Source organism: Streptomyces sp. NPDC091281 (assembly GCF_044757425.1).
Classification (GTDB): domain Bacteria; phylum Actinomycetota; class Actinomycetes; order Streptomycetales; family Streptomycetaceae; genus Streptomyces.
The window spans coordinates 635,179-659,260 of sequence record NZ_JBIVUY010000003.1; the positions used below are offsets into that span (position 1 = coordinate 635,179).

At 73.7% G+C, this 24,082-nt stretch carries 16 protein-coding genes and 1 pseudogene; 9 read left to right on the top strand and 8 right to left on the bottom strand.

The window, feature by feature from the left end; genetic code table 11:
• Window positions 1–114: 114 nt before the first annotated feature.
• From ACIQPQ_RS11000 to ACIQPQ_RS11010, 3 genes and pseudogenes are all read left to right on the top strand, one after another.
• The gene (locus tag ACIQPQ_RS11000; RefSeq protein ID WP_401302506.1) at window positions 115–2,292 is read left to right on the top strand and encodes a thiamine pyrophosphate-dependent enzyme; all 2,178 of its coding nucleotides are present in this window, start codon (window positions 115–117) and stop codon (window positions 2,290–2,292) included.
• A gap of 3 nt (window positions 2,293–2,295) precedes the next feature.
• Window positions 2,296–3,738, top strand: coding sequence for a 2-oxo acid dehydrogenase subunit E2 (locus tag ACIQPQ_RS11005; RefSeq protein ID WP_401302508.1), 1,443 nt, complete (start codon window positions 2,296–2,298; stop codon window positions 3,736–3,738).
• 175 nt (window positions 3,739–3,913) lie between these two features.
• Window positions 3,914–5,114, top strand: a pseudogene (locus tag ACIQPQ_RS11010) (MFS transporter); the annotation flags it as partial.
• 72 nt (window positions 5,115–5,186) lie between these two features.
• Here the strand turns inward: ACIQPQ_RS11010 and ACIQPQ_RS11015 are convergent.
• The 4 genes from ACIQPQ_RS11015 to lnt all read right to left on the bottom strand — a co-directional run bounded on the left by ACIQPQ_RS11015 (window position 5,187) and on the right by lnt (window position 10,319).
• Window positions 5,187–7,178 (bottom strand): helix-turn-helix domain-containing protein, encoded by a 1,992-nt coding sequence (locus tag ACIQPQ_RS11015; protein WP_401302509.1) that lies wholly within the window; start codon window positions 7,176–7,178, stop codon window positions 5,187–5,189.
• 139 nt (window positions 7,179–7,317) lie between these two features.
• A complete protein-coding gene (locus ACIQPQ_RS11020) occupies window positions 7,318–8,109 on the bottom strand; it encodes a 3-hydroxybutyrate dehydrogenase (protein ID WP_401302511.1) in 792 nt (263 codons plus the stop codon).
• Window positions 8,110–8,163: 54 nt separating this feature from the next.
• Entirely contained in the window at window positions 8,164–8,643 is a 480-nt protein-coding gene (locus ACIQPQ_RS11025; protein WP_383772814.1) for an NUDIX domain-containing protein, read from the bottom strand.
• A 68-nt stretch (window positions 8,644–8,711) separates the two neighbouring features.
• Window positions 8,712–10,319, bottom strand: coding sequence for an apolipoprotein N-acyltransferase (gene lnt, locus ACIQPQ_RS11030; protein WP_401302513.1), 1,608 nt, complete (start codon window positions 10,317–10,319; stop codon window positions 8,712–8,714).
• Between the two features lie 330 nt (window positions 10,320–10,649).
• Between lnt and ACIQPQ_RS11035 the strand changes: the two genes are divergently transcribed.
• Complete coding sequence (locus ACIQPQ_RS11035; RefSeq protein WP_401302687.1) at window positions 10,650–11,651, top strand: O-antigen ligase family protein; 1,002 nt, start codon at window positions 10,650–10,652, stop codon at window positions 11,649–11,651.
• 226 nt (window positions 11,652–11,877) lie between these two features.
• Here the strand turns inward: ACIQPQ_RS11035 and ACIQPQ_RS11040 are convergent, their stop codons facing one another.
• Together ACIQPQ_RS11040 and ACIQPQ_RS11045 are read right to left on the bottom strand one after the other, a co-directional pair.
• Window positions 11,878–12,534: a hypothetical protein gene (locus tag ACIQPQ_RS11040; protein WP_401302515.1), complete on the bottom strand. Its 657-nt coding sequence runs from the start codon at window positions 12,532–12,534 to the stop codon at window positions 11,878–11,880.
• A gap of 117 nt (window positions 12,535–12,651) precedes the next feature.
• Window positions 12,652–13,437 (bottom strand): glutamate racemase, encoded by a 786-nt coding sequence (locus ACIQPQ_RS11045; RefSeq protein WP_401302516.1) that lies wholly within the window; start codon window positions 13,435–13,437, stop codon window positions 12,652–12,654.
• Between the two features lie 39 nt (window positions 13,438–13,476).
• Between ACIQPQ_RS11045 and ACIQPQ_RS11050 the strand changes: the two genes are divergently transcribed.
• Window positions 13,477–14,673 carry a glycosyltransferase gene (locus tag ACIQPQ_RS11050; RefSeq protein WP_401302518.1) on the top strand — a complete coding sequence of 399 codons (1,197 nt, stop codon included), beginning with the start codon at window positions 13,477–13,479 and terminating at the stop codon, window positions 14,671–14,673.
• A 123-nt stretch (window positions 14,674–14,796) separates the two neighbouring features.
• On the opposite strand, the gene ACIQPQ_RS11055 is transcribed toward ACIQPQ_RS11050, so the two are convergent.
• The gene (locus ACIQPQ_RS11055; protein WP_401302689.1) at window positions 14,797–16,179 is read right to left on the bottom strand and encodes a TerD family protein; all 1,383 of its coding nucleotides are present in this window, start codon (window positions 16,177–16,179) and stop codon (window positions 14,797–14,799) included.
• A 361-nt stretch (window positions 16,180–16,540) separates the two neighbouring features.
• Between ACIQPQ_RS11055 and ACIQPQ_RS11060 the strand changes: the two genes are divergently transcribed.
• From ACIQPQ_RS11060 to ACIQPQ_RS11075, 4 genes are all read left to right on the top strand, one after another.
• Window positions 16,541–16,972 (top strand): DUF6643 family protein, encoded by a 432-nt coding sequence (locus tag ACIQPQ_RS11060; RefSeq protein WP_383772804.1) that lies wholly within the window; start codon window positions 16,541–16,543, stop codon window positions 16,970–16,972.
• A gap of 38 nt (window positions 16,973–17,010) precedes the next feature.
• Window positions 17,011–17,835 (top strand): MOSC domain-containing protein, encoded by an 825-nt coding sequence (locus tag ACIQPQ_RS11065; protein WP_401302520.1) that lies wholly within the window; start codon window positions 17,011–17,013, stop codon window positions 17,833–17,835.
• 214 nt (window positions 17,836–18,049) lie between these two features.
• Complete coding sequence (locus ACIQPQ_RS11070) at window positions 18,050–18,652, top strand: hypothetical protein (protein ID WP_401302521.1); 603 nt, start codon at window positions 18,050–18,052, stop codon at window positions 18,650–18,652.
• Between the two features lie 231 nt (window positions 18,653–18,883).
• Window positions 18,884–21,325, top strand: coding sequence for a right-handed parallel beta-helix repeat-containing protein (locus tag ACIQPQ_RS11075; RefSeq protein ID WP_401302523.1), 2,442 nt, complete (start codon window positions 18,884–18,886; stop codon window positions 21,323–21,325).
• On the opposite strand, the gene ACIQPQ_RS11080 is transcribed toward ACIQPQ_RS11075, so the two are convergent.
• On the bottom strand, window positions 21,295–23,886 hold the full coding sequence (locus tag ACIQPQ_RS11080) for a hypothetical protein (protein ID WP_401302525.1): 2,592 nt from the start codon (window positions 23,884–23,886) through the stop codon (window positions 21,295–21,297). The genes ACIQPQ_RS11075 and ACIQPQ_RS11080 overlap by 31 nt on opposite strands.
• Window positions 23,887–24,082: the final 196 nt, after the last annotated feature.

The following is a 24,082-nucleotide window of genomic DNA, read 5'->3' on the forward strand; positions in this document are numbered from 1 at the left end:
CTTGAGGTCGACCAACCACCCCTTGTGGGGTATTTGATTATTGCATCGGATCCAATCTGTGCCTACATTGGATCCGATGCAACGTTGGTTGCTCTGCCACGAGGATGGGCGAAGATGCCGAAGAAGAAGCGACTCCAGACAGGCGTCGACTGGCTCGAGCTGTCGACCACGATCACCGACTGGGATGCCGCGGACCCGGCCCTGCTCGGCACGATGCTGTCCCAACTGCACCTCATCCGAGCCTTCGAGGAACTGGTGCTGGACCTCGCGGGCGAAGGCGTCGTCCATGGGCCCGCCCACTCCAGCATCGGCCAGGAAGGCGGCGCCGTCGGTTCGATCGTGGGCCTGCGTTCCCTTGACGGCGTCAACGGATCCCATCGGGGCCACCATCAGTTCCTCGCTAAGGCCCTGACCCATGTGAGCGGTGGCGTCATCGATCCGGCCGCCCCGCTCACCCCGGAGATCCACACGGTGCTCCGGCGCACACTCGCCGAGATCCTCGGTCTCGCGCAGGGATACTGCCGGGGCCGCGGCGGGTCGATGCACCTCCAGTGGTTCGAGGCAGGCGCGCTCGGCACCAACGCGATCGTCGGCGGTGGAGCCCCGATGGCCACGGGCAACGCCTGGGCGCAGAAGCAGGGCGGCACCACCGACATCACGATCAACTACTTCGGCGACGGAGCCGCGCAGATCGGCTCCGTACTGGAGTCCATGAACCTTGCCGCCGCCTGGCAGCTCCCCGTCTGCTTCTTCGTCGAGAACAACCTGTACGCGGTCTCCACCTCTGCCGAAGAAATCACCGCCGACGCACGGTTCTCCGTCCGCGGCCAGGGCTTCGGCATCCCGTCCTGGCGTGTCGACGGGATGGACCCCCTCGCGGTGCACCTCGCGACACAGGCGGCGGTCGAGCGGATGCGTTCGGGCGGGGGTCCCACCGTCGTCGAGGCCGAGGTGTACCGCTTCTTCCACCAGAACGGCCCCTATCCGGGCAGCGCGTTCGGCTACCGCACCAGGGACGAGGAGGCGGCATGGCGTGCGCGGGACCCGCTCGATCTCGTCGCCGGCCACATGGTCCGGCGAGGGCTCCTCGACGAGTCCGCCGTGGCGACGCTGCGGCAACTGGCGCAGAGCGCCATGGCGCAGACCGTAGACCAGCTCCTGGAGAGCGACCCCGCCAGGCCCGGGAAGCGCCGCGTCCGCCACGGGCTCTGGCCCGACACGGGCTTCGTCAACGTCGGCGTGCGGGGCGACGGCAGCGAACTCGACGATCTGCCTCCGCTCGACCTCGTCACACCGAAGCGCCCGCTGAAGTTCGTCGAGGCGGTGGCTCAGGTGATGGACCGCCGTATGGCACAGGACCCGCGCGTCATCGTGATGGGCGAGGACGTGCACCGTCTCAACGGCGGGACGAACGGCGCCACCAGAGGTCTCGTCGAGGCACATGGCGAAGCACGCGTGCTCGGGACACCGATCAGCGAGAACGCCTTCGTCGGTCTGGCGGGCGGACTCGCGCTGGACGGCCGGTTCCGCCCCGTGGTCGAGTTCATGTACCCCGACTTCATGTGGGTCGCGGCCGACCAGGTCTTCAACCAGATCGGCAAGGCGCGCCACATGTTCGGCGGTGACAACCCCGTACCGCTGGTGCTGCGCACGAAGGTGGCCATGGGATCCGGCTACGGCTCGCAACACCTGATGGATCCCGCCGGGATCTTCGCGACCAGCCCCGGATGGCGCATCGTCGCCCCTTCCAACGCCACCGACTACGTCGGCCTGATGAACGCCGCGCTCGCCCTCCAGGACCCGGTGCTCATGATCGAGCACGTCGACCTCTACGGGACGGCCGACGAAGTCCCCGACGGTGAACTCGACTTCGTCATACCGCCTGGGACCGCCGCGGTCCTCCGCGAGGGATCCGATGTGACCGTGATCAGCTACCTGTCGATGGTCGCCCACGCGAAGGAGGCGATCGAGCAGACCGGGATCGACGCCGAACTGATCGACCTCCGCTGGCTGGACCGCGCGTCCCTCGACTGGGACACCGTCGAGAAGAGCGTCAGGAAGACCGGCGCGGTCCTCATCGTCGAACAGGGAGCACGGGGCACGTCCTACGGCGGCTGGCTCGCCGACGAGATACAGCGCCGCTGCTTCGACTGGCTCGACCAGCCTGTCGCGCGCGTGAGCGGGGAAGAGGCGTCTCCGAGCATCTCCCGTGTGCTGGAGCGCGCCGCCATCGCCCGCACCGAAGAGGTGGTCGCGGGCCTGGAAGCCGTTCGCCTCGGATTCGGAGCCTGAACCATGGCCGACATCATCCGCATGCCCGAGGTGCTCGCGGGCGCCGAGGAAGCCTCGATCCAGACCTGGCTCGTCGCTCCTGGCGACACCGTGACCGTGCACCAGCCCCTGGCGGAGCTGGAGACGGACAAGGCCCTCGTCGAACTGACAGCCGAGACCGACGGTGTCATCGGCTGTTTCCTCGCCACGGTGGGAGACAAGGTGGCCGTCGGCGATCCCGTCCTCGTGATGCTCGCACCCGGCGAGACGGACGAACACCTCCGGGAGGCACTGTCGGAGCACGGGCTGTCCACACCGTCCGGACCGACAGCGGCGCCCGGGGAGCCCGAGGCCGCGGCGAGTTCCGGACCAGCCGCCTCACCCCGTCCCGATCAGGCCGCCGCCATTCCTGCCGCCTCCGCGGCGCCGCCGACTTCCGGAGCACCGACCCCACAACCCGGAGATCGGCGGCTCTTCAGCAGCCCGCTCGTCCGCCGGCTCGCCGCGCAGAACGACGTGTGCCTCGAAGACGTCAAGGGCACCGGACCACACGGGCGGATCGTACGCCGCGACCTGGAGGCCCACCTCGCACGGACCCGGCACTCCGCTCCTCGGACGTCCGCGGAACCGGAACCGGAATCGGAGCCGGTGTCGGAGCCGAAGCCGGAGCCGAGGCCGAGGTCGGAGTCGCCGACTGTCGCCGCGTCGAAGGTCACGAGCACACCGCCGCCCGCCGTGGGCGCTCCGCCGTCGACCGCAGGACAAGAACAGCCCACGGCCGGTACGCCGTTCCGTGATGTGCCGATCGACCGGATGCGCGGGGCCATCGCACGACGCCTGACCGACAGCAAGTCCTCGGTCCCGCACTTCTATCTCGTCGCCGACTGCCGCGTCGACGCGCTCCTGGAGCTGCGACGGACCGTCAACGAGAGTGCGCCGAGGAAGATCTCGCTGAACGACTTCGTCGTGAAGGCGGTCGCCGCCGCGCTGGTCGAGGTCCCGGTGGCGAACGCCATCTGGAACGGTGACAGCATCCGCTGCTTCTCGTCGGCGGACATCTCGGTGGCGGTCGCCACCGAGAGCGGGCTCACCACTCCCGTCCTGCGCTCGGTCGAGTCACTGTCCCTGACCCGGGTGAGCGCGACCATGGCCGATCTGGCCGAGCGGGCCCGTGCCGGTCGGCTCAGGCAACACGAGCTGACGGGCGGAAGCTTCACCGTCTCCAACCTCGGCATGTACGGAACCTCGGAGTTCACCGCCATCCTCAACCCGCCGCAATCCGGGATCCTCGCCGTGGGGGCGGTCCGGGCCGCCCCGATCGTGGATCAGGAGGACCGGCTCGTGGTGGGGCACGTCATGACGGTCACGCTCTCCGCCGACCACCGCGTCCTCGACGGCGCAGTCGCCGCCCAGTGGCTCGCGGCGTTCCGACGCCACATCGAGAACCCGCTGACCATTCTCGCCTGACGCCGCCGAGAGGCGATCAGGTGCGCGCCCGCGCGAGGACCGAGGTGTCGCTCACACCCGGCGTAGTGACCAGCGGGGCCGGTTGCTTCCAGCATTTGTGGTCAGCGCGGGCGCGTTCGGCGGCGAGACGGTCGGACGAAAGACCACGGCGGCCTCCCGACCTCCAGCGTCGCACCGCCCCATCGGCACCCAGGTCTTCGGACACCCCGGAGACCGGCTCGGCCGCAAGCGGGTGCTGGTGCTGGTGCTGAGCCTGCTGCTGATGGGGGGGCGCAACTTTCGGCATCGGTCCGCTGCCCACGCGCCCGACGATCGGCACCGTCACTCTGGTGCTGCTCACGCTGCTGCGGCTGGTGCAGGGCTTCGCCCTCGGCGGCGAGTGGGGCGGGGCCGTACTACTGGTCTCCGAGCACGGCGACACCCGCCGCCGCGGCTTCTGGGCCTCCTGGCCGCAGACCGGCGCACCCGCCGGACAACTGCTCGCGACGGGGGTGCTGTCCGTCCTGACCGCCGTGCTCTCCGACTCCGCCTTCGGCAACTGGGGTTGGCGCATCCCGTTCCTGCTCTCCGGCGTCCTCGTCGTCGTGGGCCTCTGGATACGCCTCTCCCTCGACGAGTCCCCCGTCTTCCGGCAGGCGCAGGCCCGCGCCGCCGCACGCGACGCGGCCCGGAAGGCCGCCGAGAAGCCCCCGCTCCTCGACGTGATGCGACACCACTGGCGGGAGATCCTGGTCGCGATGGGCGCCCGCATGGGCGACAACCTGTCGTACTACGTGATCACCGCGTTCGTCCTCGTCTACGCGACGACCGCCGCCGGAATCCCCCAGCAGACCGCCCTCAACGCCGTCCTCATCGGGTCCGCCGCGCACTTCGCGGTGATCCCGCTCTGGGGCGCGCTCTCCGACCGGATCGGCCGCCGCCCCGTCTACCTGATCGGCGCCGTCGGCGTCGCGCTGTGGGCCTTCCCGTTCTTCACGCTGATCGACACCGGCCACTTCGGCTCCGTGGTCCTCGCGGTGACCGTCGGCCTGGTCCTGCACGGCGCCATGTACGCGCCCCAGGCCGCCTTCTTCGCCGAGATGTTCGCGACCCGCATGCGCTACTCCGGCGCCTCCATCGGCGCCCAGTTCTCCTCCGTCGTCGCAGGCGCGCCCGCCCCGCTCCTCGCGACCGCCCTGCTCGCCGACTTCGACAGCGCCACCCCGATCGCCCTGTACATGATCGCCGGATGCGTCATCGCCGTCATCGCCATCCTCCTGGCTCACGAAACCCGCAAGTGCGACCTGTCGTCCGTCGGCGCCGAGGAAGCCGAGGTCCCCTCCCCGATGGCGGCCGGCGCCCCGGCTGCCTCCCCGAGCGGTGTCCCGGCCCCGTAGCCCTCTCGCCGCCACCCCCGCGCTTCTCGGCGGAGCGCGGGGGCCGTCCCTCCGGCGCCCTCGCCCGCCCCCTCAGCCATGCGTCGTGGGCCCGATCATCCCCGGCGTCGCCATCCGGTGGAGTCTGACCGCGAGTTGGACCTCCAGGAGTCGCGCGGGGCTCTGCCAGTCCTCTCCGAGGAGGGCGGCGACGCGTTCCAGGCGTTGGGCCACGGTGTTGACGTGGACGTGGAGGGTGTCCTTGGTGCGGGCGGGGCTCATCCCGCCCGCGAAGTAGGCGTCGAGGGTGCGTATGAGGTCGGTGCCGCGTCGGTCGTCGTAGGCGACGACCTTGCCGATGGTGCGGTCCACGAAGCCGGTGACGTCGCGGTCTCCGGCCAGGAGGAGACCGAGGAAGCCGAAGTCCTCGGCTGCCGCGCCGTCTCCGGCCCGGCCCAGGAGTCGCAGGGCGTCGAGACAGCGTCGGCTCTCGGCGTAGGCGGCACCGACGGTTTCGGGGTGGGCGGCGAGGTCGCCGACGGGTGCGGAGGAGCCGACGGTGACGGGCGCGCTGACGGCGGACCCCAGGTGGTGGGCGGTGGTGCGGGCGGTCGTGGTGGCGGTGGCGTCGGGAGGCAGGGGCAGGAGGAGGACGGTGCCGCCGTCGCGGGCCGCGGCGAGGCCCTGTCGGGTGGCCGCGAGGTGGGAGGCGGCGGACCAGAGGCGTCTGCGGGCGGCGGCTTCCTGGTCGGGGTCGGCGCCCTCGGTCTCCAGTCGGGCCGCGAGGACGACGTGGGTGGCGTCCAGGTCGGCGCTGAGTCGCGCGGCGCGTTCGCGGAGCACTCTCGGGTCGCGGTCGCGGGCGTCGAGGAGGTCGTCGAGGAGTTCGCCCCGGACCCGCTGTTCGGCTTCGGCGGCGGAGCGTCGGGCGAGCAGGAGGAGTGAGGTCACCATGGCGGCCCGTTCGAGTATGCGCTGGTCGACGGGGTCGAGGCCGGGGTGTCCGCGGAGGACGAGGGCGCCGAGGAGTTCGCCGCCCGCGGCGACGGCGGCGATCCAGTCGTCGTCGTGGCGGACGGCGTGGCCGTCGGCGCGGGAGGACTCCAGGGCGGCGGCGGGCGCGGCGAGCGCTTCGGTGAATTCGACGGTGGCGTCGAGCACCCGGGAGACGGCTGCCGCGACGTCGTGGACGCCGCCGCCGCGCAGGACGAGTTCCGCGAGGCGGTCGTGGACCTCGGAGGCCCGTTCGATGACGGCGCTGCGGTCCTGGATGATCTCGTGGGCCTGTTCGAGTCCGGCGAGTGCGGACCGGGTCTCGGTGATCAGGTGGGCGGTGTCGATGGCGGCGGCGGCCAGTGCGGCGAACGAGCCGAGCAGGGCGATCTGCTCGCGTTCGAAGACCCGGGCCCGTCGGTCGGCGGCGAAGAGGACGCCGATGACGTCGGCGCCCAGCATGAGGGGGACGCCGAGGATCGCGACGAGGCCTTCGTCGCGTACGCCGGCGTCGATGGCGGCCGTGTGCCGGAAGCGGTCGTCGCGGAAGTAGTCGTCGGTGACGTAGGGCAGGGCGGTCTGGGCGACGAGACCGCCGAGGCCTTCGCCCATGCCCAGGCGGAGCTGCTGGAAGCGGGCGGCGACGGAGCCTTCGGTGACCCGCATGTAGGTGTCGCCGCGTGCCGGGTCGTTGAGGCTGAGGTAGGCGACGTCGGTGCCGAGGAGGGAACGGGCGCGCTGCACGATGGCCTGGAGGACGGTGTCGAGGTCACGTGGTCCGGCGAGGTCGTGGGCGGTCTCGAACAGCGCGGACAGTTCGGCCTCTCTGCGGCGGCGGCCCTCCAGTTCGTCCCGCACGCGCAGGGCGAGCCGTTTGGCCTGCTCCAGTGCTTCGACGAAGGCGGCGGGGCGACCTTCGGCGCGGGCCTGGAGCACGGGGTGTTCGTAGGCGTCCACGGTGGCGCCGCGGGCGAGGAGATGGAGGAAGGGCGCCTCGGCGGCGGCGTCCGAGGCCCCGGTCGCGGCGGCCCGGGCGGGTGCCGTGAGGTCGTCTGCGGAGCGCTCGGTGGGCTCCGCGTGGTTGCGGGACATGTCTCCAGCATTCCTCATGGGCGGGCCGGGCGTTCGGGCCTGTGGATAACTCCGGAGACGCAGGTCAGCATGGGTCGACCGGACCGGCGATGCGGCAGGTCAGCAGGTCAGCAGGTCAGCAGGTCAGCAGGTCAGCAGGTCAGTGTGCTGTCCAGCCGCCGTCGAGGACGAGGGAGGTGCCGGTGACGAAGGCGGCGGCGGGGCCGCACAGGTAGGCGACGGCACCGGCGACCTCCTCGGGTTCGACGAGGCGCTTGACGGCGCTGTCTTTGAGCAGGATCTCGGCGAGGACCCTTTCCTCGGGGAGGCCGTGCACCCGAGCCTGGTCGGCGAGCTGTTTCTCGACGAGGGGGGTGCGGACGTAGCCGGGGTTCACGCAGTTGGAGGTGACGCCGTGCGGGGCGCCTTCGAGGGCAGCGGTCTTCGACAGCCCTTCCAGTCCGTGCTTGGCGGCGACGTAGGCCGCCTTGTAGGCGGAGGCGCGGAGTCCGTGGACCGAGGAGATGTTGACGATGCGGCCCCAGCCCTGCCCGTACATGTGGGGAAGGGCGCCGCGGATGAGGCGGAACGGTGCTTCCAGCATCACGGTGAGGACCGTGTGGAAGACGTCCGGCGGGAAGTCCTCCAGGGGACTGACGTGCTGGAGTCCGGCGTTGTTGACGAGGATGTCGGTCCCGGCGGCGGCGTCCTCGGCAGCGTCGAGGTCGGTGAGGTCCAGGACGTGGGGTTCGACAACGCCCGCGAGGCCGGTGGCGCGGGCGGCGAGGTCGCTGAGCCCGTCGGCGTCGAGGTCGACGGCCCGGACCTTGGCGCCCGCCGTGGCCAGCAGGAGGGCGCAGGCCCGGCCGATACCGCCGGCGGCGCCGGTGACGAGGGCGGTCCGGCCGTGGAGGCCGGTCACCGCAAGGGGCGTGGCGGGGGGCGGGGTCATGGGCTGACTCTAGGCAGCGACCCGCCCCCGGCACATGTGGGCGAGCCCCATATTTCAGCTCGCTGTCATGGTCTCGAACCATGTGGGCTCGTCCGACAGTGCCTGCTTGATCCGGAACCGGCCGAAGGCGTTCAGGTCGGGCAGGGCGTCGACCGCGAACCAGCCGACCTCCAGCGACTCGTCGTCGTTGACCCGGGCCTCGCCGCCCACCGCCCGGCAGCGGAAGGTGATGTCCATGTACTGGCAGACGTCCCCGTTGTCGTACGTCACGGGCTCCATGGCCTGGACGAGTACGACGCGCTCGACCTCGCAGTGCACGGCGGTCTCCTCGTGCACCTCGCGCACGGCGCACCGGGCGGGCTGCTCCCCCGGCTCGGGGATGCCGCCGATGACGGCCCACTCGCGGGTGTCGGTACGGCGGCCGAGCAGGACGCGGCCCTCGTCGTCGAAGACGATGGCGGTGACGCCGGGCAGCCACAGCAGCTGGCTGCCCGCGCTGGCCCGGATCGTGCGGATGAAGTCAGGAGTAGCCATACGGCCGACCCTAACGGCCGCCTGTGACGGCGCCGGCCCGGTTCAGGGGGTGGTCGGCGGGCGTACGGCTACACGCCACCGGCGCGCCGCCCGCGCACCCCGGCCGCGATCGCCCAGCCGAGGCCGCCCGCGGCGACGAGCACGAGGGCGATCTCGGGGAGGATGCCGAGGCGGGTGGCGGGGGTCTCGGAGGTGCGCAGGGGCACCTTCTGGACCAGGGAGTCGGCGACGAACATGCCGGTCTTCTGGGTGATGCGGCCGTCCGGCATGATGACCGCGCTGACGCCGCTGGTGACCGGCACGGTGACGGTCCTGGAGTGCTCGACGGCGCGCACGCGCGACATGGCGAGCTGCTGGTAGGTCATCTCACTGCGGTCGAAGGTGGCGTTGTTGCTGGGGACGGAGATCAGCTGGGCGCCGTGGGTGACGGTGTCGCGGACGGCCCAGTCGAAGGCGGCCTCGTAGCAGGTGGCGAGGCCGACCTTGGCGTCGCCGAAGTCGAACACGCCGGGTTGGGAGCCGCGGCTGAAGTCCTGGCGGACCATGGAGGTCCAGTTCTCGTTGAGGGCGCCGATGAGCGAGCGCATCGGGAGGTACTCGCCGAACGGCTGGACCTGCCGCTTGTCGTAGGTCTGGGTGGCGCCCTTCTCGGGGTCCCAGAGGATCTGCTCGTTGTAGAGCTTCCCGTCGCGTTCGACGACCCCGCCGACGGAGATCGGCGCGTCGATCGCGCGCGCCGCACGTTCGATGACGTCGGCGGCGTCAGGGTTGGCGAAGGGGTCGATGTCCGAGGAGTTCTCGGGCCAGAGCACGAAGTCGGGCTGGTCGACCTTGCCCGCCCTGACCTCGGCGGCGAGGCGCTCCGTCTCGCGCGCGTGGTAGTCGAGGACGGCGCGGCGCTGGGCGTTGAAGTCGAGGCCCAGGCGGGGCACGTTGCCCTGGATGACGGCGACGGTGGCGGTACCGGCCTGTGCCTTGTCGCTGACCAGGGCGCGCGAGGCGAGTGCCGCCGTGACGGGGACGGCGACGCTGAGCGCGGCCACGACGGCGGCCGAGCTGCGGATCTCCGTCCCGCGGCGCCGGTCGAGCGCCAGGCGGACGATCTCCAGGAGTCCGAAGCCGCTGAGGACGACGGCGAACCCGAGGACGGGGGTGCCGCCCAGTGCGGCGAGCGGCAGGAACACGCCGTCCGCCTGCCCGAACGCGATCTTGCCCCAGGGGAAGCCGCGGAACGGCACGCGCGCGCGGGCGGCCTCTCCGGCGATCCACAGGGCGGCCGCCCAGAGCGGCCAGGCGGGCAACCGGGACACGGTGGCGATGCCGGCCCCGACGAGCGCGACGAAGACGGCCTCGATGACCACCAACGCGATCCACGGGCCGGGGCCGACCTCGACGCCCGTCCACACCAGCAGCGGCAGCAGGAAGCCGAGGCCGAAGAGGTAGCCGAGGCCGAGGCCCGCCTTCCAGGTCCGGCCGCGCAGCACCCAGCCGAACAGGGCGAAGGCGGGCAGCGCGAGCCACCACAGGGTGCGTGGCGGGAAGCTGACGTAGAGGAGGACTCCAGAGAGCGCCGCTACGGACGGCGGGACGAGCCGCCGCCATCGCGCGCGCCGTGCGGGCGTGCTCGGGGGCTCCAGCCGGTCCTGCCGGTCCACGGTCGCTTCGGTGACGGTCACCCCGGGAGTGTACGGCGGGTGACCTGGCGGCGGACAGCGTGGTCCGGGGAACGGCCTGTCCACAGGCGTCCCCAAACCGGTCCGGAGCCGTTACGGTGAGCCCGGGTCCCTGCCGCGCGGGGTGGTGGGCGGCCCTCCCGGTCGGGGGACCGGGAGCGAAGCGAGGGGACCGGGTACGAGGGGGACGGTGTGGGTTCCACGGGGACGAGGGCCGCGGGCGGGGCGGCCGGGACGAACGGGTCCGGAGGCGGGTCGGACGGCGTCTCGGGGACGGGCGCGGTCGGCACGGACTGCGACGGTGAGAGACGCGGTGTCGCGGACTCGGCGGGCGTGGTGGTGCTGGGCGCGTGTGCCACCTGGTCGCTGGTGACGGCCGCGGTGCACGACGGGCGCCCCGAGGGGGTGCTGCTCGCGGTGCTGGCCGTCACGGCCGGTTATGCGGCGGGCCGGGTCTCGGGCGTGCTGGTGCCGGTGGCGGCGCCCTGTGCGGCGGCGCTCGCGGGGATCACGCTCGCGGTGGTGCTGCCGCAGACCGGGGCGGGGCCCGAGACGGCCGCGCCGCTGGGGCACGCGGGTGCCACCGCCGCGGTGCTGGTGCTGTCTGCGGGCGCGGCCTGCTGCGCGGCGCGCGCGACCGACGTGTCCGGGTTGCGTGCCGCCCTGCACGGGCTGGCGGCTGTCGCGGCGGTGACGGGGGCGGTGCTCGGTTCGGCGACCGCCGCGGCGCTCTGCGGCCTGGTGCTGCTGTGCTCGCTCGGCGCCGGGCAGGTGACGCACCGGGGGCGTGTGCTGGCCGGGCTCGGTGTCGGTGCCGCCGGGGTGGCCGCTCTGACCTGGGCGGTCGCCGCCGACGCCCTGCCCGGCGGGCTCACCGGGTCGTTGGCGGGCAGGCTGACGCCTCGCCGGATCGATCTGTGGCAGGACGCGCTGCGGCTCGCGCGCGGCGACGCTCTCCTCGGTGTCGGCCCGGGTCGCTTCGGCGAGCTGAGCGCGACCGCGGCGGGTTCGCCGCTCCCCGACGGCCGCCCGCACTCGGCGCCGTTGCAGATGGCCGCGGAGCAGGGTGTGGTGGGCGTGCTGCTGCTCGCCGCCGCGTTCGGCTGGATGCTGTTCGCGCTGTGGCGGTCCCCGCGTCCCACGCCGGTCGTGGTGGCGGCGGGTGCCGCGCTGGCGGGCCTCGCGGCCGTGGCGGCGGTCGGCAACGCGCTGAGTTTCACGACGGTCTCCGTCGGCGCGGGCCTCCTGGCGGGTCTCGCGACGGCCCGCCCGCTCGCCGCCGCTCCGACCCCGCCCGGACCGACGTCCATCACCCGGCCCGGACGCGGCGCCTGACCCTTCCGCTGCCGGACGTAGCGCCCGATCCCTCCGTCACCGGACCTGGCGCCTGAGCCGGCCGCTCCCCTTTGGCAAGCGCCAAGAACCTCGCGGCCAGACACCCGGAGCCGCACCCGTCCCGCGCTGGTCAGTGAAGAAACAGCGGGAGCGTCCCGCCTACGACGGAGGCAACGCGGCGCAACCGCGAGACACCGCACCGTTCCCCCCGCGCTGGTCAGGCCGGTCAGTGCTGCGCCGCTCCCGGCCTGCCCTGCCGCAGCCGGGCCCGGATGACGCGCACGGCCGACTCGGCGTCGTCGACGGTGATGGTGAACGTGTGCCCGTCCCACAGCCGCAGGACCACGCCCTCACCGCGGCGCACCACGACGGCAGTGCCCTTCTCGGGCCGCCAGCGGTAGCCCCAGCCGCCCCAGTGCCGGGGGGTGACCAGCGGTTCGAAGTCGGCCCCGGCGACATGGGCGAGCGGGATACGGCGGCGCGGCAGCCCGATGTGGCCGCAGCGGACCTCCAGGGACTCCTTGTCCAGCTTGAGGTCGACGTGGACGAAGGCGAGGGTGCCGAAGAGGACCAGGACGCCCGCGGCGATGCAGCCGACGACGGCCATGACGAGGGCCAGGGTGCCGGACGTCCACGCGGAGTCGACGGCCAGTTCGATGCCGAGCGCCAGGCAGGCGGCGCCGACGGGGGCGAGCGCCCACTGGAGGCGGTTGGTGGCCCGCCCGTGCCACTCGTCCGGATGGGGGGCGAGCGGGCTGTCCGCGATGTGCCCGGCGTCCGCGGAACCGGCCGCGCGCTCGGGGCCTCCGGTGCTCCCAGGGCTGACTGCGGCCCCCGGACGCTCCGGGCTCTCGGGGTTCTGGGCGTGGAGGTCGTCCCTCATATTCATGAGACTACTCAGGTTTCGCCGCGCCGGTACCGTGTCGCGCCGGGTCGATGCGCCGGGCGGACCAACGGGCGCGCCGGGCCGTCCCACCCGCCCCACGGGGCGGCGTGCGGGTCACTGGGCGGTGCTGATCTCCTGGAGGAGGCGGCCCTCCGCGTAGGCGAGCGCCGGTGCGGGGAGCGGGCCGGGGCGGCCGCTGAGAAGCACGCTGACGGTGCCGAGGGGCCGCGCGTCGGGTGCGGGACGGGCGCCGACGCGGCGCAGTGCCTGGGCGGCGACGGCACCGGCGGAGCCGTGCAGGACCAGCGGCGGGCGGCCCGCGCGCTGGACGGCGGCGCGGATGCGCTCGGCGACCAGTTCGTAGTGGGTGCAGCCCAGGACGACGGTGGTGACGTCCTCGGGGGTGAGCGCGGCAGCCGCGGCCACGGCCCGCTCGACGGCGGTCTCGTCCGCGTGCTCGACGGCCTCGGCCAGCCCCCAGCACGGCACCTCGGTCACGGTGACACCGCCCGCGTGGTCCTCGATGAGGCCGCGCTGGTAGGGGCTGCCGGTGGTGGCGGGGGTGGCCCAGATCGCGACGGGTCCGCCTCCGGCGGCGGCGGGCTTGATCGCGGGGACGGTGCCGATGACGGGCACGTCGGGTTCGAGGCGTGCGCGCAGGGCGGGCAGGGCGTGCACGGTGGCGGTGTTGCAGCCGACGACGAGGGCGTCCGGCCGGTGGGCGGCGGCGGCCTCGGCGACGGCCACCGCGCGCGCGGTGAGGTCCGCGGGCGTGCGCGGTCCCCACGGCATGCCGTCGGGGTCGAGGGAGAGCACGAGATCCGCGTCGGGTCGCAGGCGCCGTACCGCGGCGGTGGCCGCCAGCAGCCCGATTCCGGAGTCCATGAGCGCGATCTTCACCCGGCCACGATAGACGATGTGCCGTGCGGGCCCGGTGGCGTGGGGCAGACTGCGCGCGTGAGCGCCTTCGTGTGGATCTCCGCGGCGTCCCTCGGCGCCTGGCTGTGGCTGCTGCTCTGTCAGGGCTTCTTCTGGCGGACGGACGTCCGGCTGCCGCCGCGCGTGGCACCCGCGCGCTGGCCGTCGGTGTGTGTCGTGGTCCCCGCGCGCGACGAGGCGGAGGTGCTCGCCCGGAGTCTGCCGTCGCTGCTGGCCCAGGACTATCCGGGCCCCGCGGAGGTCTTCCTGATCGACGACGGGAGCACGGACGGGACCGGCGAGCTGGCGCGCGCGCTGGCCGAGCGGTCCGGCGAGCTGCCGCTGACCGTGTCCTCGCCGGGGGAACCGCCCGCGGGCTGGACGGGGAAGCTGTGGGCGGTGCGGCACGGCATCACGCTGGCCCGCGCGCGGCAGCCCGAGTACCTGCTGCTGACGGACGCCGACATCGCGCACACGCCGGACAGTCTGCGGGAGCTGGTGGCGGCGGCCGGGACGGGCGGCTTCGACGTGGTGTCGCAGATGGCGCGGCTGCGCGTGGAGAGCGCGTGGGAGCGGCTCGTCGTGCCCGCTTTCGTCTACTTCTTCGCGCAGCTGTATCCGTTCCGCCGGATCGGTGTGCGCGGGAGCAGGACGGCCGCCGCGGCCGGAGGCTGCGTGCTGCTGCGGACGGAGACGGCCGTACGGGCGCGCATCCCGGACGCGATCCGGCACGCCGTGATCGACGACGTGGCGCTCGCGCGCGCGGTGAAGAAGGACGCGCGCGGTCACATCTGGCTGGGGCTGGCGGAGCGGGTGGACAGCGTACGGCCCTACCCCGGCCTGCGGGACCTGTGGCGGATGGTGTCGCGCAGCGCCTACGCGCAACTGCGGCACAGCCCGTTCCTGCTGCTCGGTACGGTGCTGGGGCTGGCGCTGGTGTACCTGGTGCCGCCGGTCGCGCTCGGGGCGGGCCTGGTGCTCGGTGACCCGGTGACGGCGCTGCTCGGGGGGCTGGCCTGGCTGGTGATGACGGGGACGTACGTCCCGATGCTCCGCTACTACCGGCAGCCGCTGTGGCTCGCTCCGCTGCTGCCGTTCACGGCGTTCCTCTATCTCCTGATGACGGTCGACTCGGCGGTGCTGCACTACCGGGGCCGGGGCGCCGCCTGGAAGGGCCGCACCTACGCGCGTCCCGGCGCGGTGGCCGACGAGGGCTGACGCCCCGACGGCCACCGCGCGCGCCGGACGCGAACCCGGCGGCACGCGCGCGACGGCGCCCGGCCTCGCCCTGCGCGCGACGGCGTCCGGCTTCGCACCGCGCGCGGCGGCGTCAGGCCCGGATCACTTGCGGCCGGGCGTCCAGTCCATGCCCCAGCCGTACGCGCGGTCGACGGTCCGCTGCGGGCTCACCCCGCGCTCGGGCACCAGGTAGCGCGCCTCGCGCTGGACGACGAGGTCGGAGCCGGTGTTGGTGATCAGGGCGAGCGCGCACACCGTGGAGGGGACGGTGCACTCGTCGAGGGAGAAGTCGATCGGCGCGCCGTACTGCGGCTGGAGGGTGACGCTGGCGTGCAGGTCGGCGAAGGAGCGGGCGCCCTCGTAGATGGTGACGAAGACGAGGACGCGCCGGAGGTCGGCCCGGTGGTCGAGGTTGATGGTGAGGTTCTCGCCGCTGCTGACGGCCCCGGTGCGGTCGTCGCCGTCGAGCAGGATGTACGGCGGGTGGTGCAGCGCGCCGAAGGCGTTGCCGAGGGCCTGGACGACGCCCTTGCGGCCGTCGGTCAGTTCGAACAGGGCGCACAGGTCGAGGTCGAGGTCGTTGTGGAGGGCGACGGCCCGGCCGCGTTTGCTGCCCCAGCCCGAGAACTGCTTGCGCACCTCCCAGTTGAGGTTGACGCGCATGGCGCCGGAGGTGCCGCCCTGCTTGGTCAGCGACACGGCGGGCGCGTTCTTGGTGAGCGTGACCTTGGTGAGCCGCACGGGCGCGGCGGGCGGTGCCGGGGGCGGCGGGGGCGGGGTCGACGGCACGGGCGGCGGCGCGGTGACCGGGAAGGCGGGCAGGGTCGGCTGCTGCGGGGCGGGCGGATACGGGGCCGACGCCTGGGGCGGGGCGGGCTGGTAGGGGCTCGACGGCTGCGGCGGAGCGGGCGTCACGGGCGGCGGCGTGTAGGTGGGCGCGGCGGGCTGGGGCGGGGGCGTGTGCTGGGGCTCGTCGACGGTGATGCCGAAGTCGGTGGCAAGGCCCTCCAGTCCGCTGTCGTAGCCCTGGCCGACCGCGCGGAACTTCCAGGCGCCCTGACGCCGGTAGAACTCGCCGAGGACGAAGGCCGTCTCGACGGTCGCGCCGGTGCTGTCGAACCGGGCGGCCTGCGTACCGCTCCCGGCGTCGCGGACCTCGACGTACAACCCGGGCACCCTGCCGAAGGAGCCGCCGTCGGAGGACGCGGCGAGGACGACCGTCTCGACGGCGGGTTCCACGCGCGCGAGGTCCACGAGGAGGGTGTCGGTCACCTGGTCGCCCGCGGTGCGCTTGCCCTCGTGGCGGACAGCGCCGGAGGCGTGGGCGGGCTGGTTGTAGAAGACGAAGTCGGCGTCCGACCGGACCTTTCCGGCCGTCAGCAGCAGGGCCGAGGCGTCCGCGTCCGGCACTCCGGGTCCGGACCGCCAGCCCACCTCGACCCGCAGCGCCGTCGTGGGAACCGGAACGTTGGACCCCTTCGACATGGACATGTGCGCCCCCTCACCTGTCGGCGCGCCGGGCCGAGGGCCGGGCGCGCGTCGGTCTGTGTCTCTCTGCGGCTTTCCACGACTTCCGCGTTCTTCCATGTTGTCCCGGCCAACCTATGCGGAAGGGCCGCCGGGGCCCATCCACCGGGCCGGATCTGGGCTCCCGGCGGCATCAGGAACGGGCCGTCCAACCCCCGGTAACCCGCCGGGAACTCGGCCTTTACACGATCTGTACGCCACGTGCCGCCCCTTTTTGGCAAGTTCGCTCGCATTGGGGATCGGAAGGCGGCGTCGACACGGAAAACAACCCTCTTATCGGTCTCCCCAACCAGCACATCGTGGGCTTAACTTATGTGCCATGACCTCCCCCCGCTCCACCTACGGCGGCTATGGCGGCGGCTACTACTCCGCCTCCTTCCCGGACACCCCGATCTACGACTCCCTCGTGGCCGAGCGGGGCACCCCGCAGATCGCCCCGATCCGGGTCCCCGCCGCCTACGACGCGGGCAGCAACCTGCCCGCGCTGCCGTCGGCGCTGCCCGCCCTCCCGGCGGCCCCCACGCCGTACGGCTACCCGCAGGCCCAGCAGCCCTCGCCGCTCCAGCAGGCCCCGGCGGCCTACATCCCGCCGCAGCCCGGCGCGCCGCGCGGCTACCCGGGCCCGCAGCAGATGCAGCAGCCGCGTCCGGCCGCCCCCGGCACGGGGTACGAGGCGATGCGCCCCGCCGCTCCCCGGCCCGCCGCGCCCCAGTACCAGGACCCGTACAACCAGCAGTACCGCGGCTACTGAGCGGCCCGGGACCTGTCCGCCTTGGGCAGGATGGGTCCATGGGTACCGCGCGGCTGCTGTCGATCCACGTTCATCCGGTCAAGGCGTTCCGGGGGCTGTCGCCCCGGGAGGCCGTCGTGGAGCCCTGGGGTCTGGCCGGTGACCGGCGTTGGGCACTCATCGACGACGGGGGAAAGGTCGTCACGCAACGCCAGCAGCCGCGCCTCGCACAGGCCGCCGCCGAGCTTCTGCCCGGTGGCGGCGTACGGCTGTCCGCGCCCGGACACGAACCGTTGGCGGTCTCCGTCCCGGAACCGGTGAGCACACTCACGCTGGAGATCTTCCGGGACAAGGTGGAGGGGGTCCCCGCCGACGCGTCCGCACACCGCTGGTGCAGTGCCTTCCTCGGCGCGGACGTACGTCTGGTGCATCTGGACGATCCCGCCGTACGACGGCCCGTCGACCCGCAGTTCGCCCTGCCCGGCGAGACCGTCAGCCTCGCGGACGGCTACCCGCTGCTGCTGACCACCACGGCGTCGCTCGACGCGCTCAACGCCCTCGTCGCGCGCGGTCCGCACGCGGCGGAGGGCCCGCTGCCCATGGACCGCTTCCGCGCCAACGTGGTCGTGGAAGGCACCGAGGCGTGGGCCGAGGACGGCTGGTCGCGGGTGGCGATCGGCGACAGCGTCTTCCGGGTCGCGAAACCGTGCGGGCGCTGCGTCGTGACGACGACCGACCAGCGGACGACCCGCCGCGGCAAGGAACCCCTCTTCACCCTGGGCCGGCACCGGCGGCTCGACGGGCGGCTGATCTTCGGTCAGAACCTCGTCCCGCTCACCCTCGGCACCCTGCGGGTCGGCGACCCCGTCCGGGTCCTCGGCTAGGACCTGCGCGGCGGACCGGCCCCGGGGACCGCTTCCGGACGTTCACCCGTGCGGGGGCGTGTCGCGGGAACCGCCGCGCGAACCCCGGCCGTTGTGCCGGTGTGACGTCCGCGGGCGGTCCAGTAGCGGGGTGATGTGGCTCTCTCTTCCACCGGACCACCCCGCGTTCGTCACGACGGGGGGTTATCACGGAGGGGGAAGGGGGTGCGGACCGGTGCGAGCGGTACGTGGACTTCGGCGTTGGCGGCACAATCCGCTGCGCCGTACGACGGATCTGGTGGAGGCCTGGGTCGCGCTGGCGGCTCTGCTGCTCCTCGTGCTCGGCGCGCCCGCGGCCGGATGGATCGTGGGCTCGCTCGCTCAGGACGTCCTCCAGGAGTCGGCGCGCGAGCAGCGGTCGTCCCGGCACCAGGTGACGGCCACCGTCGTGCGGAGACTGGAGCGTTCACCGACGGACGCCGACCCGGAGAACGCCGGACAGGACCTCCGCACCCGGGTCCTGGCGGACTGGACGGCCCCCGACGGCACCGCGCGGCACGGCGTCGTCCTCAGCGTCCTCGGCTCCCCCGATCGCGGAGACCGCTTCCCGGTCTGGACCGACGCGACGGGCCGCACAGCGGCCCGCCCGATGGACCCCGGCACCGCGACCGCGCACGCCGTGCTCGCCGGGCTCGGCGCGGCCCTGCTCGCCGCCGGGATCGTCGAGGCGGCCCGAAGACTCGTGGTCCGGCACATGGTCCGCCGCCGGTACGCCCGTTGGGACCAGGCATGGGAGCGCGCGGGCCCCGACTGGGGCCGCACCGGTACCGGCAGCTGACGGCCTTCCGTCTCTGGTCAACCCACCGGCCGCGCGCACGCTACGGTGGACCGGCCGAACCATTCGGCGACAACCCGCGCGCGAGGGAACCGCAGGGGTGCGCCGGTGTCGAACGGGGTGAGCGCGCGGGCCCGCGGGTCCGGCCGCGAGCGTCCCCGGCCGACATCCGGGGCAGCGTCCCGCGGCCGACCGAGCCGTCAGCACGACCGAGGGTGGGGGCACGGCAACGCCATGGCACAGGGCACGGTCCAGGTGACGCACACCGGCACATCGCGGTGGCGCCGCCGCACGGGTGAGTACGCATCGCTCGCCGCCGCCCTGGAGGCCGCGGCCGAGGGCGACGTCCTCACCATCTCCCCCGGCACCTACCGGGAGAACCTCGTGGTCGGCCGGGCGGTGACGCTGCGCGGGCCCGAGGGCGCGCCGGGCTCGGTGCGGATCGCGCCCGCGGACGGGGTGCCGCTCACCGTGCGGGCGTCGGCCGTGGTGCAGGACCTGCACGTGGAGGGCCAGGACGCGGCGGCGCCCGCCGTGCTGGTCGAGGAGGGCGCGCCGGAGCTGCTGGACCTGCGCGTGGTCACGCGTTCCGCGGCCGGGATCGAGGTGCGCGGCGGCGCGCGCCCCACGGTCCGGCGGTGCACCGTCGACAACCCGGCCGGGATCGGCATCGCCGTCGTCGACGGCGGTGGTGGGGTGTTCGAGGAGTGCGAGGTCGTCGCCGCCGGGCAGGCGGGCGTCGCCGTACGCGGGGGCGGACATCCGCGCCTGGAGCGGTGCCGTGTGCACCACGCCTCCGGGACCGGGCTCAGCGCGACCGGGGAGAACTCCGCGCTGGAGGCCGTCGGGTGCGAGGTGTACGAGGTGCGGGGCAGCGGTGTCCAGGTCACCGCCCGCGCGACGGCACACCTCACGGACTGCGACGTGCACCGCACCACCGCCGACGGGGTCACCCTCGACACCGACGCCGTGCTCACCCTCGCGGACTGCCGCATCCACGACATCCCGGAGAACGCGGTCGACCTGCGTTCCCGCTCGGTCCTGACGCTGACCCGCACGACGGTCCGTCAGTTCGGGCGCAACGGCCTGTCCGTGTGGGACCCGGGCACGCGTGTCGACGCCAACCAGTGCGAGATCTTCGACAGCACCGGCGACTACCCGGCGGTCTGGGTCAGCGACGGCGCCACCGCCGTCCTCGACTCCTGCCGGGTGCACGACGTGCCCGACGCGCTGTTCGTGCTCGACCGGGGCTCGCGCGCGGACGTCGTCGACAGCGACCTCTCCCAGGTGCGGAACACGGCGGTGTCGGTCAGCGACGGCGCGACCGCGCAGCTCGACGACTGCCGCATCCGGGACGCGGCGACCGGCGCCTGGTTCCGCGACCACGGCAGCGGCGGCACCCTCAACAACTGCACCGTGGTCGGCACCCAGACCGGCGTGATCGTCACCAAGGGCGCCGACCCCACCGTCGAGCGGTGCACGGTCGACTCCCCCGCCGAGGCCGGGTTCTACGTGTCGGCCGGGGGCCGCGGCAGCTTCCTGGGCTGCCGGGTCACCAACAGCGGCGGCTACGGCTTCCACGTGATAGACGGCTGCCGTGCGACGCTGCGCAAGTGCCGCACGGAGCGGTGCGCGCGCGGGGGGTACGAGTTCGCGGACGCGGGCGCCGACCCGGCGTCCGGCGCGGGTCCCCTGGTCGAGGACTGCACGAGCGACGAGAGCGCGGCCGTACGGACCCCGGCGGCGCGGGAGGCGGCGGTGGAACCGGCGCTCGTGGCGCACGGCGTGCTGGGCGCGATCCCCGAACCGCGGGCGACCGGACCGGCGTCGGCGGCGACGGTGGCGGAGCCCGAGGTGCCGCCGGTGCGTACCTCCAAGGACGTGATGGGGGAACTCGACGCGCTGGTCGGCCTGGAGAGCGTCAAGCGGGAGGTGCGGGCGCTGACCGACATGATCGAGGTGGGCAGACGCCGTCAGCGGGCGGGCCTCAAGGCGGCCTCGGTCAAGCGGCATCTGGTCTTCACCGGCTCGCCCGGCACCGGAAAGACCACGGTGGCCCGGCTGTACGGGGAGATCCTGGCCGCGCTGGACGTGCTGGAGAAGGGACACCTGGTCGAGGTGTCCCGGGTCGACCTGGTGGGCGAGCACATCGGCTCCACGGCGATCCGCACCCAGGAGGCCTTCGAACGGGCCCGCGGCGGTGTCCTGTTCATCGACGAGGCGTACGCGCTCTCCCCGGAGGACGCCGGGCGTGACTTCGGCAAGGAGGCGATCGACACCCTGGTGAAGCTGATGGAGGACCACCGGGAGGCCGTGGTGGTGATCGTCGCGGGGTACACGGCGGAGATGGAGCGGTTCCTGTCGGTCAACCCGGGTGTGGCGTCCCGGTTCTCCCGGACCATCACCTTCGGCGACTACGGGCCCGAGGAGCTGCTGCGGATCGTGGAGCAGCAGGCCGAGGAGCACGAGTACCGGCTGGCGCCGGGCGCCTCGGAGGGACTGCTGGCGTACTTCGCGGACCTCCCCAAGGGCCCGGCCTTCGGCAACGGCCGGACCGCGCGGCAGACGTTCGAGGCGATGGTCGAGCGGCACGCGAGCCGGATCGCGCAGATCACCGAGCCGAGCACCGACGAACTGACCCTCCTCTACACGGAGGACCTGCCGGAACTCGTCTGACGCCCAGGCCCCTCGGACTCCTCAGGTCCGACCGGACCATCGGAGCCATCAACGCCGTCGGAACCTTCAACGCCGTCGGGGCTGCCCGGCGCCGCCCGCTGCTCCGGGACCTCGCGGGCGTCCGCCGCGTCGGGGCGCAGCCGGGCCAGCAGGCGTTCCCGTTCCTCGGCGAAGGCGGGGTCGGCCTGGTAGTCGGAGTGGCCGAGGATCGGTGACGGCAGCGGGTGCGTGGGGGTACGGCCGTAGGCGAGGGGGTCGGCGAGCGGCGCCCGGTCGACGGCGGGTACCCGGTCGTCCCCGGCCACCCGGACCGGCCCGCCGATCGGGTCGGTGGGGCGGTGCAGATTGCGCCAGCAGTCGATGTCGTGGTGCAGGGCGTGCAGCGCTGCGGGCCCGAAGTGGGCCGGGAACCAGCGGCCGTAGAGGCGCTCGATCGGGGAGCCGTAGGTGAGCAGGGCGACGCGGCGGCGGTCGGCGGGCTGGAGCTGCCAGGCCGCCGCGGCGGCGAGGACGCTGCCCTGGGAGTGGCCGGAGATGACGAGCCGTCCGCCGGTGGCGCGGGTCCAGCCGGCCATCCGCCAGGTCAGGTCGGGCACCGCGCGCTCGGCGTAGCAGGGCGGGGCGAAGGGGTGGGCGGCGCGCGGCCAGAAGGTGCCGACGTCCCACAGGATGCCGATGGTGCGGCGGGCGGAGGCGTCCTTGTAAGCGCGTCGGCCCCAGGTGACGAACAGTATGAAGCCGAGGCCGATCAGCCAGGAGCCGAGGGCCTGTCCGGTCTGGGCGGCACCGTGGACGAACGGGTGGGTGCCCTCGGCGGCCCGGCCGGGGGTGCGGCCGGTGGCGAACGCGCCGACCAGCGCTCCCGCGCCCAGCAGCAGGGTGGCGCCGGAGACGACACCGACCAGGAGCGGGGCCCGGTCGGTGAGCGCGGCCATGGCGCGGGCGCGGGCGATGCGCTGGGTACGGGCCGGGTCGCCGGGATCGGCGCCGTACTCGCGGGCGACGGCGGCGCGCTGGGCGCGGGCCTGCCGCAGCGTGGAGCGGGCGAGCAGAGCGCCCACCACCAGCAGCACGACCAGGAGCAGCGGGATCACGGACGCCTGCCAGGTCAGCAGGACCGGCGGTCCCGGCAGGGAGGTACCGGTGCCGTCCAGCCAGTCGGAGACGCGCTGCGCGACCCCGCCGGACATCACCCCGCCGAGGGCGCAGGCCAGCATGGCGACGACGGGACCGCCGAGGCCGCGCAGCGCGGAGCGGCCCTCGGGGTCGGCGTCGGCACGGCGGTACAGGCGGGCGGCGACCACGGCGAGGGCGATCACCAGGACCCCCTGGAAGAGGGCGAGGGCGCCGAACGTGACGTCGCCCGGCAGGCGGCCGGAGGAGGTCCAGCCGGGGCGCTCCCAGGAGGCGTACACCAGAGTGACGGCGAGCAGGGCGAGGGTGGCTCGTGGCAGGCGGCGGACGAGCTGGGCGTCGATCCGGCGGTCGAGGCGGTGCTCGCTGCGGCCCCGGCGGCACACCACCCAGACGACCGCGGCCACACCGAGCACGATCGCCGCTTCGAGGAGGCGCCCCAGGACGTCGAGCGGGACGGAGCCGCCGGGCTCGTGGTCCTCGCGCGCGGCGGCGCTGCCGACCGCGGCCGCCACGGTGAGGAGTCCGGCGGCCGTGTGCGCGGCGCGCAGCCGGGCGACGAGCCGTCGGCCGTACCAGAAGCCGGGCCGGGCCAGGGTCGTCGTGTCGGGCGGGTCCTCCTCGTCGGGGGCGCCGCGCGGCGGGACCTGGGACTCGTAGGCCCGCCAGGTGCGGTGGGAGAGGTACCACAGCAGCACGGTCAGGGCGGTCGGGAGGAGCGCGGCGAGGGTGAGACGGCGGCCCGGCATGCTCCACCAGCCGCCGTCCGACCCGGTGGGCGACAGGAACGTGAGCCAGGTGTGGCGTTCGGCGCAGGCGGCCGTGCCCGCGCACTGCCACGCCGTCAGGTCGAGGGCGACCTCGCAGGCGGCGGCGACCAGCAGCACCGTCAGGGTCAGGGCGGCGAGCCGCACCAGCAGCCCGTAGAGCCGGACCGCGGGGGTGCGCTCGCGGGCGGCGGGACGCATCCAGTGGGCGAGGTTGACCACCATGAACGGCAGCAGCAGGAGCCACAGGGCGCGGGTGCCGTTGCCGGAGGTGAGGTTGCACCAGACGTACGCCTCGGGGACCGGCCGGTCCGCCGCACGGCCGGGGCCCGCGGCACCCGCGCCGCCCGCGCCCCCGTGCTGCTGGGCGCCCCCCGTCCGCTCGGCGCTCCCCGGTTGGTCGGTGTACCCGGCGGTCCGGGCGGTCTCCGCGTCCACGTCGTCGACGCGCCGGAAGACGGCCGCCGTGTCGTCGCCGGTGATCCGCACGGTGCGCGGGTCGTTGAGCATCTTCTCGGGCGTGGCCCCGCCGACGCCGTGGACGAGGAGTTCGAGGGCGGGCGGACCGGCCGCGGTCCGCCCCGTTCCGTCGGGCCCTCGGAGCCCCTCGCGTCCGTCGTGGTCGTCGCGGCCGTCCGTCCGTTCCTGCGCACGTTCCACTGCTCTGGTCACTCCCCCGTGACGCGCTGTCGACTTGCGTGCGTGCCGCAACATGATCGCCGTACGGGCACCGCCGTGCACCCGTTGTCACCGAATCTCCCCCGTTCCGTGTGCCGAACGGGACCGACGAGTGTCCGTCACGTGACATGACCGCGTCGGGTGGGTGAGGGCGCGGCCCGCGGCGACCCGTGCGAGG

Coding starts and splice junctions, on each gene's coding strand:
- ACIQPQ_RS11065 (WP_401302520.1), top strand. CDS start 17,011: ATGGGTACCGCGCGGCTGCTGTCGATCCACGTTCATCCGGTCAAGGCG.
- ACIQPQ_RS11040 (WP_401302515.1), bottom strand. CDS start 12,534: ATGAGGGACGACCTCCACGCCCAGAACCCCGAGAGCCCGGAGCGTCCG.
- ACIQPQ_RS11060 (WP_383772804.1), top strand. CDS start 16,541: ATGACCTCCCCCCGCTCCACCTACGGCGGCTATGGCGGCGGCTACTAC.
- ACIQPQ_RS11075 (WP_401302523.1), top strand. CDS start 18,884: ATGGCACAGGGCACGGTCCAGGTGACGCACACCGGCACATCGCGGTGG.
- ACIQPQ_RS11015 (WP_401302509.1), bottom strand. CDS start 7,178: ATGTCCCGCAACCACGCGGAGCCCACCGAGCGCTCCGCAGACGACCTC.
- ACIQPQ_RS11025 (WP_383772814.1), bottom strand. CDS start 8,643: ATGGCTACTCCTGACTTCATCCGCACGATCCGGGCCAGCGCGGGCAGC.
- ACIQPQ_RS11020 (WP_401302511.1), bottom strand. CDS start 8,109: ATGACCCCGCCCCCCGCCACGCCCCTTGCGGTGACCGGCCTCCACGGC.
- ACIQPQ_RS11005 (WP_401302508.1), top strand. CDS start 2,296: ATGGCCGACATCATCCGCATGCCCGAGGTGCTCGCGGGCGCCGAGGAA.
- ACIQPQ_RS11055 (WP_401302689.1), bottom strand. CDS start 16,179: ATGTCGAAGGGGTCCAACGTTCCGGTTCCCACGACGGCGCTGCGGGTC.
- ACIQPQ_RS11000 (WP_401302506.1), top strand. CDS start 115: ATGCCGAAGAAGAAGCGACTCCAGACAGGCGTCGACTGGCTCGAGCTG.